The organism is Paenibacillus sp. FW101-FHT12H11 (genome assembly GCF_058790355.1).
The window spans coordinates 119,714-136,966 of the sequence record NZ_JBYTCO010000011.1; the positions used below are offsets into that span (position 1 = coordinate 119,714).

The following is a 17,253-nucleotide window of genomic DNA, read 5'->3' on the forward strand; positions in this document are numbered from 1 at the left end:
ATTTTTAATCTTGCTCTTGATCATAACTCCACTCAGTCATACCAGGAGTTACATTTTTAACATTCTGGAATCCCTTGTCAGCTAGGATTTGGCAGGCCATATCACTTCTATTTCCGGTGCGGCATACAACATAATAATCTTTGCTCGGATCAAGCTCGGTTAATTTTTCTTCAAACTGGCCTAAAGGAATCGAAATGGCTCCTGGGATACGTCCAAACGCATATTCAGCGGGTTCCCGCACATCAATGATTTGGATTGCTTCTCCTGAAGAAATTTTTTTGTGAACTTCTTCATTTGTAGCGGTATGCGGGTATTTTTTTTCTGCTTTCGTATCCGCTAATTCAGCTTTGCGAATAAAGTGGTGAAACACGCCGTTTTCTTCTTTTAACCCTAGGTACTGATGTCCTGTACGGCTGGACCAACTCTTAAGGTCGGCAATCGACCCTTTATCTGTTGCACGCACTTCCAATACTTCGCCTGCGTTCATCTCATCCATTGCCTTTTTGGTTCGAACTACGGGCAGCGGACAAGCAAGCCCTTCACATTCTAATAGGCGATTCACTTGTAGTGTTGTCATGAACATAACCTCCGTTTATATAAAATGCTTATTTACCGTAAGCTATTTTCCCAGTCCACTTCGACATGCCGCCTGGCATATTGAGCACGGTATAGCCCATTGAAGAGAGGAAATCACACGCTTGCCCACTTCGGTTACCGCTACGGCAGACGACGACCGTTTCTTGCTTCTTGTCGATTTCGTTGAGGGCTCTTGCGATTTGCCCTAACGGAATATGTTTGGCACCTGGAATGTGACCGGACTCCCACTCATCATGTTCCCGCACATCAAGAATAACTAAATTTTCCTTCCTGTTGATTCTTGCTAAAACTTCTTCCGGCATTTGCTCTTTATACATGGTCATGCACCTCCTCCATATCATTTACTGTTTAAGCATCATGAACCGCACAACGGTTGGGTCCAATCTCCATCTCTCTTTGTTCCTCGTCAGTTGGCGTAATTTTGCCCATATTGGTCTGCCGTATTTCTTGGTAAGCATTAGGCTGTGGCGGCAAATTCTCTGTAACAGTTCGACGGAATGCCGACTCATCTTCTATTTTCAAGCCTGGATTTTCCTTATACAGATCGCCGAGACGGGCAGACACCTTGCCCCCTTCGCCTAGCTCTGTTACCTTGCCAAAATGGGCTGGAAGCACGATTAAGTCATCTGATAACTGCTTATAGCGTTCATACAACGTTGTTCTAAGGTCTGTTACCCAATCCTCCGCTTTACCCGCCAAGTCAGGGCGACCAATTGACTTTACAAATAAAATGTCACCAGACAGTAAGAATTGATTGTCAACGATTAAAGATGTGCTCCCGATCGTATGCCCCGGGGAATAAATAGGCTGTATTTTAATTTCGGTATCGCCTACGACAAGACTGTTTCCTTCTTCAAGCTTCTCAAAGTGAAACACCACTTCATCTGCATCTTTGGGCGGCAACCAATACGTGCCTCCTGTTTTTTCAGCTAATTGCCGCCCGCCGGAGATGTGATCAGCATGAAGATGCGTATCAATCGTATGTTTAATGGTTACGTTTTTATCTTTTGCAAAGTTTTCAAAAACCTCTGTCATTCGAACACCGTCAATGACGGCAGCTTCACCGTTCGAGGTCACCATGTAGGACAAGCAGCCTTTACCTATCCGGACAAATTGAAAAATTTCTCCTCCATCTTTTAAATCACCGATTTTAACAGGCTCTAAATGCTCACTCCAGGATTTCATGCCTCCAACCAGGTAAGATATATGTTGTTTACCTTGTTCGATCAATTGTTCCGCAACAAATTTCGATGAGCCCTCTTTGGCACAAACGACCAAGATTTCCTTATCATCTGGAATTTGATCTATCACAGCCTCTACCCCATCGATCAAGTCAAAATATGGCGTGTTAAATACATGAACATTTTTACCTTCAATCTTCCAATCATTAAAGTCGCTTTCATTACGCACATCTAAGATAAAAATCGGCTCGTTATTTAAAACCTTTTTCGCTAATTCTGCCGCGCTCATTCCTTGCAATTGAATTTGATTTACCATGTTTATTTTCCTCCTAAAATAAGATTGAAATCCAAATTTTAACCACAGTTGCTGTTATGAGCAGCGCCAAAATCCATTGAAGCATTTTGGTGTTGATTTTTTTACTTAACTTGGCTCCTATGGGCGAAGCAATCAAGCTAGCAGACACAAGTACAATAGAGGGAATTAATAGCATGTGCCCTCCCATCAGCTTACCTGTGGTTGAACCAATGGATGATATAAAAGTAATAGCTAAGGAAGATGCTATCGCTATTCTTGTTGGAATCTTAAGTACCACCAGCATAACTGGCACGGTAATGAACGCACCAGCGGCGCCCACAATCCCTGACACGGTTCCTATAATTAATGCAAGAATAACAGCTAAGGGCTTGTTAAACTTAACTTTACTAACATCTTGAGCATCACTGCCTTTTTTAGGTAAAAACATCATGATTGCCGCAATTAGTGCTAATACCGCATAAACCATATTGATAACTGCGCTTGGCAAGGAATTTGAAACAAAGCTTCCCAAAAAGCTACCGATGATGATGGAAATTCCCATGTAGGCAACCAATTGTTTGTGTAGAAGTCCTCCTTTGCGGAAAACAAGCATCCCCATCAAGCTTGCAAAGAATACCTGAACCGCACTGATAGCTGATACCTCCTGAGCGGAAAAAGCTGCGAAGCCTAATGCCGGAGGGATAAATAGCAGCATCGGGTAGTTGATGATTGATCCACCGATACCCACCATACCCGAGATAAATGAGCCAAGGAAGCCAATCACGAAAATGGTTAATATCCACGTTATATCCATAAACTCCTGCCTTTCTACAATATTTCCTGTTTATCATGCTCAAATGACCGAATATCATATACCCCATAGGGTATATTTTTGAGCAAAAAAAATTGCCATTTCTCAATTTGTTTTTTTGCATAGTCACCCATTGAGCTTGAGTAAGTTTGCAGAAAGAATTAGCTTCATGGAGTGTAATAATAATCTGTGGCATGAACTAGTGCCATTAGTCACCCCTCTTCCGATAAATACCCATACCCGTTGGGGTATATAAACACTATAATAAATTTTTTATTTTTCGTCAACCCCAATTGCAAATGTGGATATTGTACTTGCAATTCCTGCATTTAGGGTGCATTTCCTTTCTAACCTCACACAGTGAAATAATTAATTTTATAAATCCACAAACTATACGCCACACCTAAAAAACAAGCCAACTAGGAATTATTACAGTAAAAAAGCATCAACAAAAGTTGGTCCGCACTTTCCTTTTTTCTATATAGGACCATCTACTCAAAACCAACAGTAATAAATAGTTAGCCTCTACAACAATTTAAATGCTTCTTCAATAGTATTCTCTACATGACTTCCCAATTTGTTATTAAACCTCTTACGATAATTAGGTTTATGCCGAACATCTATTAAGTTTAGCAGTTCCAATGTTTATCGGAGCCATAATTGGTTCGCGATTTTGGCAAGTTTTTTTGTTTGATTGGGCATACTATTCCCAACATCCAAAAGAAATAATCGCAATATGGCATGGCGGATTATCGACCCAGGGTGGTATGTTGGAATTTGGTACGTAAGAAAACACAAAATTTCTTTTTGGTAAGTTGCCGATTTATGCGCGCCAGGCCTAACTCTTGGGCAAAGTATTGGTAGGGATGCCAACCTGATGAATGGCGACGCTTTTGGAGATCCAACTGGAGCAAATTGGGGCATTTTATACCCAGAAGGTACAAATGCATGAGCAACTTATGGAGATCAACCTTTATACCCCGCTGAAGTTTGGGAAGGACAAATAGATGTTATCATCTTTGCAATTGTTATGATGCTCTTACAGAGAAGATTGAAACGAGGATATTTATTCCTTGTTACAAACACTTTATACAATATAGGACGATTTCTACTAGAAATGCTTCGAGGGGATCACCAAAATGTATGTTGGGATGGACTACTGCTCAATGGACCTCTGTAAGCATTATTGTGATTTGTATAGTAGCAGCCTTTATCTTCACTTGAAATATCCGACTCAGAAGGACTCGGTATCAGTGTAATAAGTAAAAGTGAAAAAATGAAAATAACATGGTGGCTGGCTAAAAGCCTTTAACTCCCATATTGACCCAAGCGAACCTTGTTTGGTGTTGTATTTGTTTTTACTTCATGGATAGGGATTATGGTTTTATTTGTTATCACTCGATATGAACTATGTTCAACGCTTAATCAAGAAAATTCGATTTGTTTTTTTGGTTTTTTAAAGCCAACAATTCAGGGTGCTTACTTAGTACGGGTATTAATATCTCTTTCCCATATTCCCCGTGGGGAGGAATATCGAGTGCGCAAATTGATTCTGTATGATCTGTATGGTATTTGTAAAAGAGGCAAGGATGACATGTGAACAGATCTAAAATAGTTTTAGAGGAGTGATCATAATTACAAACATTGTGTGGATGCAGATATTCTTTTGTTTCTGTTTATTTGCGGTTTATTCGCTTTGGAAGAAGTGCAGAGTATCGGAACTTGATACGTTTGATCTACTCTCAATTGTCTTTTTGGGGATAACGATTACTAATTTCATTTATCAGGACGAGTACTTAAGAGGAATTTTAGTTATTACTGTCTGGACTGCATTAACCTATATACATAAAGTTTTTCTCCTCTTAAAAAGCAGGAAGTGAATAGCCAGTTCTTTCTCCCGATCACAAACGGCTTGATCAACCGCACGCTACAATTGTTGTCAATCTCCAACCGTCCATTCAGAAACACGGTCAATTTCTCCCACTGGTTCAGACTGTAGGCAATCGCCTATCCGGGCAAACTTTTCAGCAGCGTTCGGGACCTTTGCTGCTTGAGCCTGCGATTTCAAGCAAATACGGGGGCTGTCTCACGTTCATCATAACTTACAGATGATTGTTCGTTTTTAAACTCAAAAACACCCGATCGTTTTGATCAATTTGAACTAATAAAACTTGCTCAAGCTGAATATTGGCTTTCTTTAGAAATTTAATCATCCATTGTGTGTCTTTCTGGATTTTTTGTAAGTTCTCTTCAATAATCTTTCCATCAATAATACATGATTGAGGAATGCCACGTGATTGACTTTGTACTTTTAGATCTTCTCGTGTTATCGAAATGTTGTTTGTTTTTTTCATAATTGATAAAGTTCCATCTGTTTCAATATATGCAAATTCTACTTCGTCAATATAGAATACATCTTTTTTTCTTAAAAGCATCAGGAGTTCATTGACAGTTAAGCGGGATTTTTTCATGTTCCCCAACAATATTTGACCTTCTTTGATAACTAATTGTGGTTCACCCTCCAATATTTTTCTTCCCATGATGCTTTTTAGTGAAATGTAGTCAGAGATAATAACTAGTGCAGAAAACATAGTTAAACCGATTATTCCAACGAATAATGGTACACTTTTGTTGTAAATAAGATGGCCGCCAAAAGAACCAAATGTCACTCCAGCGACGAAATCAAAAAAGGTTAAACGAGAGATTAGTTTTTTTCCTATAATACGAGCAAAAAATAATATTCCAATAAATGAAAGAATTGAGCGAATTAGAACTTCAACAAATGACATTATATCCACCACCATTTTATGTAATATTATTGCCAACATATAAGGTGCTTATTACACCATTGTATGAAAAAGGTGGTTATTATAGATGTAAACCTCGAAGTTGTGGTATTTAAATATCTGTTAGACCCTAATAGCGGACAATGCACTCTTATTGGCTATCATTCGTAGAATTTCAAACTCATGTAAAACAAAAAATCATTATCCCATGGAGGCTAATGATTTATCGATTATTTGATTAACTTCTCTTTCCAGTACATAATTCCGCCCTATTGTTAAAACCATTTTTTAAAAATACTTGCTGCTTATTCCACTTTGACATTGATAGATATACACGATCATTTTTTTGAATTTCGCAAACTCTTTGTTTCATTTGGAATAACAAGTGTATTTACTCACCTAGGATGTAGCCTTGATTTACTTCGCCTGCCTCACCTACATCAATCAGAAGATTTTCATTTGTGTCAACCCATGAAATTACAAACTCATTTGAGTGATTGTTTGTCTTAAAAAGGACAACATATTCAATGTGCTGTGAACGTAACAGCATTAACCATACTTCGGAGGTTTTATCATGCAATGTAACGTTGGAAAAACGGAGCAAGTTATAAGAATTACAATTGGTTCTGCCGTTGTTCTTGCTGGGTTATATTACAAAAGTTGGTGGGGCTTAATTGGAATAGCGCCAATTATTACGGGAACGACTCGTTATTGTCCACTGAATGCTGTTTTGGGAATATCGAATTGTAAAGTTAATAGTAAGTCTTGAAACAAACTGTTAAAAAAAGCAGAAGGAATCTCAGAATCTGAGTTTTCCTTCTGCTTTCCATTTTATTGGACCAAGACATTACTGAGAGTTAGCTATCTTTAAAACTATGTCGATCAAGTCTGCCCCTGTCCTTCTGAAAATAGCTATGCATAAAGAACTCTATGATGCCAAAAACCAAAGCAACTATCGCCACATTCATAAAGTTTATGGACCAATTGAAGAAGAATTTCTCTACTAGCCAAAAGAATACAAAGGCCATTCCCACATCTGCTATTGTAGCTACCGCATTGTTGGTGACTCTTAAAAACAATTGATCAATTGCAACATAAGACATTAGAGAAAAAGTATAAGTCGCAAAGAATGCCTCTATAAGAGTTGCTTGCGTTAAATACAGCAAAAGAGGGACTATAAAAATTCCATTTAACAGTAACTTTAAAAACAACTTTCCAAGCATTCGCAGCATTATCTTTTCCTTTATTTCAACAAGAATGTACTCCGGTTTCTTACTATTTACTATTACCCTTTTGTGCACGTAATATTAATTGGTAATTTGTACATATTTTTCATGAATTCGATGATACTAAAGAACATGCGAATTTTGAAAGGGGATTGTTGTGGAACGTTATCAAAAGCAGGAAAAAAAGTTGATTTTTCTGTGTTTGGTCATTGCAGTTATCTTACTATTATCAATTTCTCACCATCTGTTTTAGTACATAGATGAAGAAGATTACCGCTATGATTTGAAGGAGTTGTTGAATTCATGTTTGCTAATGATCCGGTTATTTACAGCCGTGGACTAATGTCTTTGACTTTTGTATTTCATATTATTTTCGCAACCATCGGAGTCGGAATTCCTGTTCTTATTGCCTTGGCGGAATGGATGGGTATATGTCGAAATGACCCCCATTATACCTTGATGGCACGAAGGTGGACACGTGGATATGTCATTACAGTAGCCGTTGGGGTTGTTTCTGGGACGGCTCTTGGTCTACAAATTAACCTTTTGTGGCCCAATTTCATGAGGATAGCTGGACAAGCTATCGGTTTACCTATGTTTATGGAAATATTCGCCTTTTTCTTCGAGGCCATTTTTCTTGGTATTTATATGTATACATGGGATCGATTTAAACCGAAAATTCATTTTTTGTTTATTGTTCCTGTAGTCATTGGTGCGTCATGTTCTGCACTTTTTATTACCCTTGTTAATTCCTTTATGAATGCTCCGCAAGGATTTGAAATTGTTGATGGGATTATAGGTAACGTACAGCCTCTTAAGGCTATGTTTACTCCTGCAAGTCCAACTAAAGTCTCCCATGTATTGGTTTCAGCTTATCTTACGTCTGCTTTTATTATTGCAGGGAGCGCGGCATACGCCCTATTAAAGGGAAAACGGCATATTTACTATAAGAAAGTTTTGAACATGACTCTTTTCGCAGCATTTGTTTTTGCAATAGCCACTTTCTTAATTGGTGATTTGTCTGGTAAATACCTGGCGAAATATCAGCCTGAAAAGCTGGCAGCTGGGGAATGGCATTTTGAAACGATGTCACATGCACCTTTAATTGTAGGTGGTATTTTAACCGAAACACACGAAGTTAAATATGGATGGAAAATCCCATTTGCATTAAGTGTGCTTGCTCATGGAAATCCTAAGAGCGAAGTAAAGGGATTAAATGATTTTCCTGCGGATGAAATCCCTCCGCTTTGGATTCATTACACTTTTGATGCCATGGTTGGTATTGGTGGATATCTAACCAGTATACCTTTATTGTTTATTCTTGCTTTTTGGTTTCGAAAAGGGAATCCATACAACAAACTGCTCCTTACCGCGATTGTCATCGGAGCTCCACTCGCTATGTTTGCCATTGAATATGGATGGATATATGCCGAGGTAGGCAGACAGCCCTGGATTTTGCGTGGGTATATGAAGACGCAGCAGGGTGCTACGACTTCTGAACATGTTGGCTTACTTTTTGTCGTGTTCCTCGCCTTGTACGTGATTTTGGGGATTTCATGTTTACGTGTTTTAGTAAAAATGTTTAAAAATAATACGCCTGAAGACGAGCTTATGTTGCAAAATAAGGAGAGTGCTCTCAAGTGAATTTGGAAGTGGTGGGAATTACAGTCCTATGGACTTTTTTGTACGGGTATTTAATTGTAGCATCTATTGATTTTGGGGCTGGATTTTTTAGTTATTACAGTTACAGAACAAAAAAGGAACACGTGATACAGAATATCATTAAACGATATTTATCTCCTGTGTGGGAGGTAACTAACGTTTTTCTCATTTTTTTTATTGTCGGGGTCGTAGGCTTTTTCCCAGATACCGCATATTACTATGGAACAGCCTTATTAGTTCCTGGTAGCGTAGCCATTATACTTCTTGCTATACGTGGTTCCTACTATGCGTTTAATACATATGGCATAAAGAGTCGAGAAATTTATGCATTCTTATATGGTGCGACTGGACTTCTGATTCCTGCTTCATTATCAACAGTACTTACAATTTCAGAAGGTGGTTTTATTGAAATTCAGAATGGTAAGGTCTTATTTCAATACACCAAGCTGTTTTTCAGTCTTTACTCATGGTCCGTTGTTTTACTTGCTATTGTTAGTGTTCTTTATATTTCTGCTATGTTTTTAACATTTTACGCGGCCAAAGCAAATGACCTTCCAGCTCTGGAAATTGTACGTAGATGGGCATTAATTTGGAGCGCACCGACGATCATATGCAGTTTAATCGTTTTTTACTCGATTAACTTGCATAACCCCGAACATTATCAGCTTATCACGGAGTTATACTGGATGTTTGCATGTTCGTTTTTCTTCTTTATTGCAGCTGTTTATTTCGTTTGGAAGAAAAAGAATTATGGGTTGTCCTTTATTTTCGTGATGGTTCAATTTGCATTTGCTTTTTACGGTTATGGGGCATCTCACTTACCATATCTCCTTTACCCGTACTTATCTATGTATGAACATTTTACTAATCAGTCCATGGCAGTAGCCTTAATTATTGCATTTTTGACCGGACTATTGCTGCTAATTCCTTCACTCTTTCTTTTAATGAAACTGTTTTTATTTAATATCAGATATGTGCGGGGTCAGATGCACCCGAAAGGAGAATAGAAGTTGGAATTCCTATTAATAATGATTTTGCCGCCAATTATTGTTATAGCCTCTCTTACGGTCGTTTTTGGCTGGGGTAGGATGGGTAAAGAAAGAGTTAGAGGTGACGAAAATTATGAGGAAAGAAGTGTTTAGACAAAGAAAGTCGGATATCAGACATCGTCCACTTATAATTCCCGCCTCCTGTATCTTTGCATCTAAAGTGTTCGTTGAAAATAAAGTTTTAGACTGGAGTTGCTGATCCCACACGGGTTTTAGAAATACGAAATTGGCGGACTTCGTAAAATGAGTTTTAGACTTACTCAATAAAAAGAAACAGCGACAGCATCGGACGAGAAAATAAAGTCCTAGACTATTTTTTATTGATTCGTTCTGCGTTAGCACAACAAAGTTTACAAATGCGTCTATACGAAGGGAGAAACTTCATGCAACAACAAGAAAATGTTATACAAAAAGAGAGGCATGAAGAAAAACACTTTTTGGCTTCAGACCTTATTCGGGATATTGTGATCGGGGTGGCGGATGGATTGACCGTCCCATTTGCCCTTGCTGCCGGATTATCCGGAACCATTTCTAACACAAGTCTAGTTGTTATTGCGGGAGTGGCAGAAATATCGGCAGGATCTATTGCAATGGGACTAGGTGGATATCTTGCTGCGCGTACGGATCGGGAACATTATTTATCTGAATTGGAACGTGAACGAAGAGAAATTATTGATTTACCCGAACGGGAACGGGAAGAGGTAGCAGTCATCTTGCGCGAATTGAACCTTCCTGAGCCAACAGTTATCGCTGTCGTAAAAGCAATTAGCGAAGATTCGGAAGTATGGGTTAATTTCATGATGAAACACGAACTGGGACTGGAGGAACCCGAGCCTAAAAGAGCTCGAAATAGTTCATTATCGATCGGATTGTCATACATTGTAGGCGGCATCATTCCTTTATCTCCTTATATATTCATTCAAAATCCGCAATCTGCACTGATCGTTTCGTGTTTTGTCACACTAATTGCTCTATTTATATTTGGCTTTATAAAGGGGAAATTCACCGGATCCAAACCAATCAAAAGTGCCTGGCAAACAACATTAGTAGGGGGGGTAGCGGCAGGCTTTGCTTTTCTAATAGCTAAACTTATTTCTTAGTTTTACTAAAGGAGAAATTATGGAAGTATCTGAGGGATGCTTTGAACCAATTCTAGACCTGTCGGTGCATAATCCTGCGACTCGAATCTTGTGCTCTTCTGCCCGTTACTTGAACAGGCTGCCAGCATAGTGGCAGCCTGTTTATTATTGTGCTTTAGTTCTCCGTTACTTCAATAACCAATTAAATAAGTTAATCGCAATCAGCAGCACCTTAGAAAACTTGCCTTTGAATCAAAAGTCGAAGGATGAGCTTTATCAGCTTTCTGAAACATTTAATCATATGATGGAACGTATTGAGACAAAGTATGCGGAAACACAGCGCACTTTATTACCGATACTTCACATGAATTCAAGACTTCGCTTACCATCATTGAAAGTTACACATCACGTATACGAAGATGGGGATTCGAAAACATAGACTTTCAAATGTAAGCTCTTGATACTGTTCTTGCAGAGTGTAACCGAATAAAGCAAGTGACATATCAATTACTCGAATGGGCTGAAGTAGAACACAACACGAAACTTTCCATAAGCGTCATTGATCTAGTGTAGCTAGTAAAGAGACTATGTAGCTTCTGAGCCACTCTCTAACAAAGAAACCCTTGTTCTAGTAAGGCCTTCTAATAGGTGCTGATCGAGTACAAATTAAAAAGGTACTTTTAATTACGCTGGGATAATACATTGAAATATGCTAACCAAAGAATTGATATTCACCTTGAAGACCTGGCTTCACACCTAAGTATCCGAATTGTTGATGATGGTATAGGTATTCCCTTTAGAAGAACTGCCCTTCACCTTCGAACGGTTTTATCGTGTTAACCTATCTAGAAGCCGGCAAACAGGCGCTTCCGATTCTGGTTTAGATCTTGCCATTGCGAAAGCTATCTTGAATCTGCACCACGGGACCCTCCAAATGAATTGCGATAGGAATTGCGGAACTGAGGTCATTATTTCCTAGAGAAACCCTTCTTGCCCTTGCTTCAAAAAAACAGTAGCTGATTAGCTGCTGTTAAAGAAGCCTACACCTATACATAAAAGGTGTGGGCTTCTTGGATTAATTCTACTTTATCGGGTACGGCTGAATAATTCGATCCCAATGCCGATGCTGGGCAATTGCATCTATAAATGACTTGTAGAATGCTTTGTCTGTACTTTGTTCATCGGTGATCAAAACGCCATTCAACTGAGTATCTTTCTCTCCTACAGCCTGTACGGCCCCTGCCGAAATAAGCAGACGAACACCGTCGCCTACAGCGGCTATAGCCTTATAATGCTGAAATGCTTCACGAACAAATCCCGTTGATGCAATATCGCTAAGCAACTCGTCCACACCTTGAGCTCCGCCGGAAACATAGACGGCGTCATACAACACGGAAGCAGCCGTTAGCAGCGATTGCTGAGGTTCGATAAGCGTACCGTCAGCACCTTTTACTGGAGCAATTGTTTTACTCACAATCTCTGCCGTTATTTTCGATGCGGTCAACTCTTTTAGCAGTGCTTGTACCTCTGCCGCGTGATAGCCCGTTCCGAGCATCACCGCCACCTTACGTGTAGCAGCTGTCTTCGCCTTGGTCATCATGCTGAGCGCAGGAGATATGGCGGTCGGCGTCACAGCGACGCCCTTTGTAGACGTTGCACCGATGCCTTCGGCTATTTGCTCCGCAAGATCCTCTGCCACCTGGCTGAACACATCCACCACACGCTGCCTAATCTCTTTAGACATTACTTTGCCTAGCTCGAACCGGAATGCGTCTACGATCTGACTTTGCTCGATCGGAGACATGCTATGCCAGAACATCGAAGCTTGGCTAAAATGATCTTCAAAGCTATTGCTTCTAGCCTTAATCTTCCGACCTTCCACCTTCTCCTCGTAATGGCGATAACCACCTTCACTTGGCGGTACTTGCGCAGGATCATTGTTCGCCAAGCTGTTTTTATGATAGCTCGTCTGCCCCTGATTAATTGTCATGCGATGCATGCCATCCCGTTGATTGTTATGTACTGGTGCGATCGGACGATTAATCGGAATTTCCGAAAAATTCGGTCCACCGAGGCGAAGCAATTGCGTGTCGGTATAAGAGAATAGCCTTCCTTGCAGCAATGGATCATTCGTGAAATCGATGCCCGGTACAAGATTACCGACATGGAAGGCTACCTGTTCTGTCTCTGCGAAGAAATTATCCGTGTTCCGATTCAGAGTCATTTTCCCAACAATTCGCACCGGCAAAATCTCTTCGGGCCATAGTTTCGTGGCATCCAGTATATCAAAGTCGAAGTTGAATTCATCTTCCTCTTTCAAGATTTGAACGCCTAGCTCGAATTCAGGATAGTTCCCCTGCTCGATCGCATTCCACAGATCGCGGCGATTGAAGTCCGGGTCTTTGCCAGCTACCTTTTGCGTCTCATCCCATACCAGCGAGTGTACGCCCAGTTTCGGCTTCCAGTGGAACTTAACAAAATGTGACTTGCCATGCTCATTAATGAATCGGAACGTATGAACGCCGAATCCTTCCATCATACGAAAACTACGAGGAAGCGCTCGTCCTGACATTATCCACATGATCATATGAGCAGATTCAGTATTCGTACTTACGAAATCCCAAAACGTATCATGTGCCGACGAAGCTTGTGGAATCTCGTTGGGCGGCTCAGGCTTAACAGCATGTATGAAGTCGGGAAACTTAACTGCATCTTGTATAAAGAACACAGGCATATTGTTTCCGACGAGATCGTAGTTTCCTTCCTCTGTATAGAACTTAACTGCAAAACCACGTACGTCTCGTACTGTATCGCTTGAGCCCCTTGATCCTGCCACGGTGGAGAATCGAACAAACAAAGGCGTCCGTATCGAAGTATCGGTTAAAAACTTCGCCTTTGTGTACTCAGCGAGTGATTCGTACAACTCAAATTCGCCATGGGCGCCGAAACCTCTCGCATGTACGACACGTTCAGGTATACGCTCATGATCGAAATGAGTCATTTTCTCCCGAAAGTGAAAATCCTCCATTATGGTCGGTCCGCGCGGACTAACTTTAAGAGAGTGTTCGTCATCCTCGACTCGCAATCCCTGATTCGTTGTTAGAGCCTCACCTTTATCCGTAACACGATAGGTATCCAACTGCTTTTGCTTTACGGTATCTTTATCGTTCACATATAACCCCTCCTACTTCAAGATTAGGCATAGTATCCGCAGTCCCATCCTAGTTTATCCTTTTATGGATATAAGAAGCAGATGGTCCTAAACTAAAGATTCTATTTGTATCATGGAGTTAATTTTATTCTTTTTCTCTTCCAGCTGCGTACGTTTTTCTCGCGACATTTCCTACCATCGCTCTAATGGCGGGAGCGTATCGAACCTTTCGAGCAGTAAGCCAAGCCAATTTCTTGAATCGTTAAGCTGGTTTGCTGCGCTATTTTATAATGAATGTGATACATAAAAAAACGAGATAACCTCCACCAATTTCGGTAAGTCTTGCAACGATTAGGACCCGCATTTCTCATCCTGTACAGGAATTATTCCGTTAACATCTGTGATACCAATTCTGCCGCTAACGTTCGGGACCCACTTATTCCCTTAATATACTTAAATGGGCCGTAACTGGACCAATCAATAGTTTTAAGTTTCTTCACATAACTCGCCATACGTTTATAATCAATTTGTTTCTTTTCTTCAGAAACACACTTTGCAAAAATAACAGCCCCCGCCATTGCAAGAGCATTTAAGCAAACGATATGAGTTATTCTATATTCCTTATAATCTAACCATTCCATATTGAAATGCTCTTTAAAAGCATTAAAATACACCAAAACGATCATAAGTTTTTCATCTTTAGATAAACTCGCCACATGATTTGCCTTCAAAATAAACTCTAATATTTTATATAGATTCTGCAAGGTAACATGTCTACCAGAACTCCTTTTACCAGTGATCGTCCCAATGTAATGAAAAGGACTATCACTTCGAACAATAAGTTCGGTAGCTATCCAACTAAAATCATCCGAATATCTGCGTAAATATCTACTTAGAGAAATGCCGATTCCTTTTGCCTTTGTATTTATTGTATCAAATAGCTGAATTTCTTCATCTTCATCGAGATAGTGAAATGCCAAGAAAGGGACATTGATTTCTGAATTGGTATCCTGTGCATACCGTTTAATTCCACCTAGTCTATGTTGGCCATCCATTAAGGAAGCCTTCTCCTTGCAAATTAACCTTCCATAGGACGGCCTACTTTTATCATAAGTTGAAAACTCCCACTTTGACTCCGCATTTAACAAAATTGGAGTAAACAACGCATTATCACCTTTTGAAAGATACATGGCAAAATCATTACATCTTTTAATGTCAACGGGACGTTGATATCCTTTACCTGAAGGGTGATCATACGGCTTCACATAAGTGAGTTGTAAGGCAGATGTCGTAGATAAGTTACCTAGATAAGCAACTTTTCCACGCATTTTATATTGAATCACGTTTTCAATAACGTGATGGCTCATTAAATTGCTCATGGTGTTATTCTCCTTAATACATTAGTGTAATCTTATTTTAGGTTATATAACACCTATTTTCAAATGGTATTAAGTAGTATATTGTACTTCATACTTTATATGGACTTACCTACTCTGTTAATAGAGAGGTGAGCATATGTCGAAGTTCTTTGCTAGTGTTGGAAAAAGAGTTAGATTCTACAGAAAAGCTGCGCAACTATCACAAGAAGAACTTGGGGCACTTCTAAACATTGATCAATCCTATCTCGGTAAGATAGAACGAGGAGAAGTAAATATAACGCTTGAAACGATACAAAAAATATCTGAAGTATTGAAAATTTATCCCTATCAATTATTTGAGGTAGTGGAAGAAAGAACGAATAAAGAAAAAAGTGAAATCCTTAATAAAATAGAACTTCTTTTGGTTAATCTAAAAATAGATGAGTTGAAGACTATATACAGAATTATTAAGGATATTTTGTTGTTTAAATAGCCTTGCATACGTATCCCGTTTGGGTTTCGTTCTAATTAATGATACAATTTGCAAAAATGAATCAAGGAGTTTTGTATGGCATACGATGTAATTGTAGTCGGTGGAGGATCTGCCGGTTTAATGGCAAGTATAGCAGCCAGCTTAAATGGAGCTAAAGTTCTTCTCCTGGATAAGGGAGATAAATTGGGGCGTAAACTTGGGATTTCTGGTGGCGGTAGATGTAATGTAACAAATAATAAAGAAACAGATGAATTAATCAAACATATCCCTGGCAATGGTCGCTTTTTACATAGTGCATTTAATAATTTTAGTAACAAGGATATCATTGAGTTTTTTGAAAACCTCGGAATTCGTCTTAAAGAAGAAGACAACGGTCGCATGTTCCCTGTTAGTGATAAAGCTAAAACGGTTGTGGACGCACTTGTAAGTCAAGTCCGCAAACAAGGTGTAGATATAAGGATTAATAGTCCTGTAGATAACATTAATTATAATAATGGCTCAGTCTCTGGGGTACGTTTAAAATCTGGAGAAATCATTCGTAGCAAGAATGTGATTGTAGCTTCCGGCGGCAAGTCCGTCCCACATACGGGTTCTACTGGAGACGGTTATCTATGGGCTAAAGATGCAGGTCATTCCATTACTGATCTTTTCCCTACAGAAGTCCCATTAACTTCTAATGATTCTTTTATTAAAAGTCGCGAATTACAGGGGCTTTCACTTAGAGATGTAGCATTGACGGTATGGAATAGCAAAGGTAAGCCTATAATTTCTCACAGTGGTGACATGCTGTTCACCCATTTTGGTATTTCAGGACCCATCGCATTACGATGTAGTCAATTCGTTGTAAAGGAATTAGCCAAAAGTGGGCAAAAAGAGACTATCCTCACAGTTGATTTCCAGCCAAATAAAGCGCTTGGCGAGGTATATGATGAAACCCTCGCTTTAACTAAGAACGAGCCTAAGAAGGCCATTAAAAACGTTCTCAGAGGATATCTGAATGAACGGGTCATCCCATTGCTTCTACAGAAGGCTGAACTTGATGAACAACTAACACATGATAATATACCTAAACAAAATTGGATGGCATTGAGCAAATTAATTAAAGCCTTTCCAATCAGAATATCAGGTACTCTCTCGATTGAAGAAGCCTTCGTGACAGGCGGCGGTGTTAATCTAAAAGAAATCGACCCTAAAACAATGCAATCCAAGCTTATGAATGGATTATACTTTTGTGGTGAAGTTCTTGATATTCATGGATATACCGGTGGATACAACATTACGGCTGCTTTTTCTTCAGGCTATACTGCAGGTAAAAATGTAGCAATGTCATTATCTCAATGAACAAATGAGCCCCTTGCTCTTCTTAGAAGAGAAGGGGCTCATTTTAAAAATCAGGCAATTTGCATCGTTGTTCGTATAAAGTTAGATTTCCATTTAGTAAAGCATCTCGCTCCGTTTGTAACTCCTGAATCTCTTTACGCAGCCTCTCAACTGCAGCTTCCATCTCTGAAATTCCATCACACAACTGTTTTACATATCCATCCTGTTCATTCAATTCATCATCC

18 protein-coding genes and 3 pseudogenes are annotated in these 17,253 nt (G+C 39.5%); 11 read left to right on the plus strand and 10 right to left on the minus strand.

Going from position 1 to position 17,253, the window contains the following annotated elements; all coding sequences use genetic code 11:
* Positions 1-4 precede the first annotated feature (4 nt).
* Genes AC3WTJ_RS30455 through AC3WTJ_RS30470 form a run of 4 tightly spaced genes read right to left on the minus strand, consistent with a single transcriptional unit; the run spans position 5 to position 2,887 of the window.
* A complete protein-coding gene (locus tag AC3WTJ_RS30455) occupies positions 5-577 on the minus strand; it encodes a sulfurtransferase TusA family protein (RefSeq protein ID WP_492524895.1) in 573 nt (190 codons plus the stop codon).
* A gap of 28 nt (positions 578-605) precedes the next feature.
* Positions 606-920 (minus strand): rhodanese-like domain-containing protein, encoded by a 315-nt coding sequence (locus AC3WTJ_RS30460; protein ID WP_492524896.1) that lies wholly within the window; start codon positions 918-920, stop codon positions 606-608.
* Between the two features lie 25 nt (positions 921-945).
* Positions 946-2,082, minus strand: coding sequence for an MBL fold metallo-hydrolase (locus AC3WTJ_RS30465; RefSeq protein WP_492525054.1), 1,137 nt, complete (start codon positions 2,080-2,082; stop codon positions 946-948).
* Positions 2,083-2,107: 25 nt separating this feature from the next.
* Positions 2,108-2,887, minus strand: coding sequence for a sulfite exporter TauE/SafE family protein (locus AC3WTJ_RS30470; protein ID WP_492524897.1), 780 nt, complete (start codon positions 2,885-2,887; stop codon positions 2,108-2,110).
* Positions 2,888-3,525: 638 nt separating this feature from the next.
* On the opposite strand from AC3WTJ_RS30470, the gene AC3WTJ_RS30475 reads away from it, so the two are divergent.
* Both AC3WTJ_RS30475 and AC3WTJ_RS30480 read left to right on the plus strand, forming a co-directional pair.
* Positions 3,526-3,672, plus strand: coding sequence for a prolipoprotein diacylglyceryl transferase family protein (locus AC3WTJ_RS30475; protein WP_492524898.1), 147 nt, complete (start codon positions 3,526-3,528; stop codon positions 3,670-3,672).
* Positions 3,673-3,758: 86 nt separating this feature from the next.
* Positions 3,759-4,064 (plus strand): annotated as a pseudogene (locus AC3WTJ_RS30480) (prolipoprotein diacylglyceryl transferase family protein).
* A 692-nt stretch (positions 4,065-4,756) separates the two neighbouring features.
* On the opposite strand, the pseudogene AC3WTJ_RS30485 reads toward AC3WTJ_RS30480, so the two are convergent.
* Together AC3WTJ_RS30485 and AC3WTJ_RS30490 are read right to left on the minus strand one after the other, a co-directional pair.
* Positions 4,757-4,891, minus strand: a pseudogene (locus tag AC3WTJ_RS30485) (IS66 family transposase); the annotation flags it as partial.
* Positions 4,892-4,986: 95 nt separating this feature from the next.
* Entirely contained in the window at positions 4,987-5,673 is a 687-nt protein-coding gene (locus AC3WTJ_RS30490; protein WP_492524899.1) for a DUF421 domain-containing protein, read from the minus strand.
* 571 nt (positions 5,674-6,244) lie between these two features.
* On the opposite strand from AC3WTJ_RS30490, the gene AC3WTJ_RS30495 reads away from it, so the two are divergent.
* On the plus strand, positions 6,245-6,439 hold the full coding sequence (locus AC3WTJ_RS30495) for a YgaP family membrane protein (RefSeq protein WP_492524900.1): 195 nt from the start codon (positions 6,245-6,247) through the stop codon (positions 6,437-6,439).
* Between the two features lie 88 nt (positions 6,440-6,527).
* Here the strand turns inward: AC3WTJ_RS30495 and AC3WTJ_RS30500 are convergent, their stop codons facing one another.
* Positions 6,528-6,902, minus strand: coding sequence for a DUF2512 family protein (locus tag AC3WTJ_RS30500; protein ID WP_492524901.1), 375 nt, complete (start codon positions 6,900-6,902; stop codon positions 6,528-6,530).
* Positions 6,903-7,199: 297 nt separating this feature from the next.
* On the opposite strand from AC3WTJ_RS30500, the gene AC3WTJ_RS30505 reads away from it, so the two are divergent.
* From AC3WTJ_RS30505 to AC3WTJ_RS30530, 6 genes and pseudogenes are all read left to right on the plus strand, one after another.
* Positions 7,200-8,540 (plus strand): cytochrome ubiquinol oxidase subunit I, encoded by a 1,341-nt coding sequence (locus tag AC3WTJ_RS30505; protein WP_492524902.1) that lies wholly within the window; start codon positions 7,200-7,202, stop codon positions 8,538-8,540.
* Positions 8,537-9,565: a cytochrome d ubiquinol oxidase subunit II gene (locus AC3WTJ_RS30510; RefSeq protein WP_492524903.1), complete on the plus strand. Its 1,029-nt coding sequence runs from the start codon at positions 8,537-8,539 to the stop codon at positions 9,563-9,565. Before AC3WTJ_RS30505 ends, AC3WTJ_RS30510 begins: the two co-directional genes overlap by 4 nt.
* A gap of 3 nt (positions 9,566-9,568) precedes the next feature.
* Entirely contained in the window at positions 9,569-9,700 is a 132-nt protein-coding gene (cydS, locus tag AC3WTJ_RS30515; protein WP_492524904.1) for a cytochrome bd oxidase small subunit CydS family protein, read from the plus strand.
* Between the two features lie 290 nt (positions 9,701-9,990).
* Positions 9,991-10,707 carry a VIT1/CCC1 transporter family protein gene (locus tag AC3WTJ_RS30520; RefSeq protein WP_492524905.1) on the plus strand — a complete coding sequence of 239 codons (717 nt, stop codon included), beginning with the start codon at positions 9,991-9,993 and terminating at the stop codon, positions 10,705-10,707.
* Between the two features lie 172 nt (positions 10,708-10,879).
* Positions 10,880-11,125 (plus strand): annotated as a pseudogene (locus tag AC3WTJ_RS30525) (HAMP domain-containing protein); the annotation flags it as partial.
* 366 nt (positions 11,126-11,491) lie between these two features.
* A complete protein-coding gene (locus AC3WTJ_RS30530; protein ID WP_492525055.1) occupies positions 11,492-11,665 on the plus strand; it encodes an ATP-binding protein in 174 nt (57 codons plus the stop codon).
* 102 nt (positions 11,666-11,767) lie between these two features.
* Here the strand turns inward: AC3WTJ_RS30530 and AC3WTJ_RS30535 are convergent, their stop codons facing one another.
* Together AC3WTJ_RS30535 and AC3WTJ_RS30540 are read right to left on the minus strand one after the other, a co-directional pair.
* On the minus strand, positions 11,768-13,858 hold the full coding sequence (locus tag AC3WTJ_RS30535; RefSeq protein ID WP_492524906.1) for a catalase: 2,091 nt from the start codon (positions 13,856-13,858) through the stop codon (positions 11,768-11,770).
* A gap of 362 nt (positions 13,859-14,220) precedes the next feature.
* Positions 14,221-15,216: a DGQHR domain-containing protein gene (locus AC3WTJ_RS30540; RefSeq protein WP_492524907.1), complete on the minus strand. Its 996-nt coding sequence runs from the start codon at positions 15,214-15,216 to the stop codon at positions 14,221-14,223.
* 136 nt (positions 15,217-15,352) lie between these two features.
* Here AC3WTJ_RS30540 and AC3WTJ_RS30545 point away from each other — a divergent pair, with 136 nt between their 5' ends.
* Together AC3WTJ_RS30545 and AC3WTJ_RS30550 are read left to right on the plus strand one after the other, a co-directional pair.
* The gene (locus AC3WTJ_RS30545; RefSeq protein ID WP_492524908.1) at positions 15,353-15,688 is read left to right on the plus strand and encodes a helix-turn-helix domain-containing protein; all 336 of its coding nucleotides are present in this window, start codon (positions 15,353-15,355) and stop codon (positions 15,686-15,688) included.
* Positions 15,689-15,763: 75 nt separating this feature from the next.
* Positions 15,764-17,029: a BaiN/RdsA family NAD(P)/FAD-dependent oxidoreductase gene (locus AC3WTJ_RS30550; protein ID WP_492524909.1), complete on the plus strand. Its 1,266-nt coding sequence runs from the start codon at positions 15,764-15,766 to the stop codon at positions 17,027-17,029.
* 43 nt (positions 17,030-17,072) lie between these two features.
* On the opposite strand, the gene AC3WTJ_RS30555 is transcribed toward AC3WTJ_RS30550, so the two are convergent.
* Complete coding sequence (locus AC3WTJ_RS30555) at positions 17,073-17,243, minus strand: hypothetical protein (protein ID WP_492524910.1); 171 nt, start codon at positions 17,241-17,243, stop codon at positions 17,073-17,075.
* Between the last annotated feature and the right edge of the window lie 10 nt (positions 17,244-17,253).

Excerpts from the sequence above, each read along its gene's own strand:
- AC3WTJ_RS30500 (WP_492524901.1), bottom strand. The coding sequence starts at position 6,902 with ATGCTGCGAATGCTTGGAAAGTTGTTTTTAAAGTTACTGTTAAATGGA.
- AC3WTJ_RS30490 (WP_492524899.1), bottom strand. The coding sequence starts at position 5,673 with ATGTCATTTGTTGAAGTTCTAATTCGCTCAATTCTTTCATTTATTGGA.
- AC3WTJ_RS30550 (WP_492524909.1), top strand. The coding sequence starts at position 15,764 with ATGGCATACGATGTAATTGTAGTCGGTGGAGGATCTGCCGGTTTAATG.
- AC3WTJ_RS30495 (WP_492524900.1), top strand. The coding sequence starts at position 6,245 with ATGCAATGTAACGTTGGAAAAACGGAGCAAGTTATAAGAATTACAATT.
- AC3WTJ_RS30540 (WP_492524907.1), bottom strand. The coding sequence starts at position 15,216 with ATGAGCAATTTAATGAGCCATCACGTTATTGAAAACGTGATTCAATAT.
- AC3WTJ_RS30470 (WP_492524897.1), bottom strand. The coding sequence starts at position 2,887 with ATGGATATAACGTGGATATTAACCATTTTCGTGATTGGCTTCCTTGGC.
- AC3WTJ_RS30455 (WP_492524895.1), bottom strand. The coding sequence starts at position 577 with ATGACAACACTACAAGTGAATCGCCTATTAGAATGTGAAGGGCTTGCT.
- AC3WTJ_RS30460 (WP_492524896.1), bottom strand. The coding sequence starts at position 920 with ATGACCATGTATAAAGAGCAAATGCCGGAAGAAGTTTTAGCAAGAATC.
- AC3WTJ_RS30520 (WP_492524905.1), top strand. The coding sequence starts at position 9,991 with ATGCAACAACAAGAAAATGTTATACAAAAAGAGAGGCATGAAGAAAAA.
- AC3WTJ_RS30475 (WP_492524898.1), top strand. The coding sequence starts at position 3,526 with ATGTTTATCGGAGCCATAATTGGTTCGCGATTTTGGCAAGTTTTTTTG.
- AC3WTJ_RS30545 (WP_492524908.1), top strand. The coding sequence starts at position 15,353 with ATGTCGAAGTTCTTTGCTAGTGTTGGAAAAAGAGTTAGATTCTACAGA.
- AC3WTJ_RS30505 (WP_492524902.1), top strand. The coding sequence starts at position 7,200 with ATGTTTGCTAATGATCCGGTTATTTACAGCCGTGGACTAATGTCTTTG.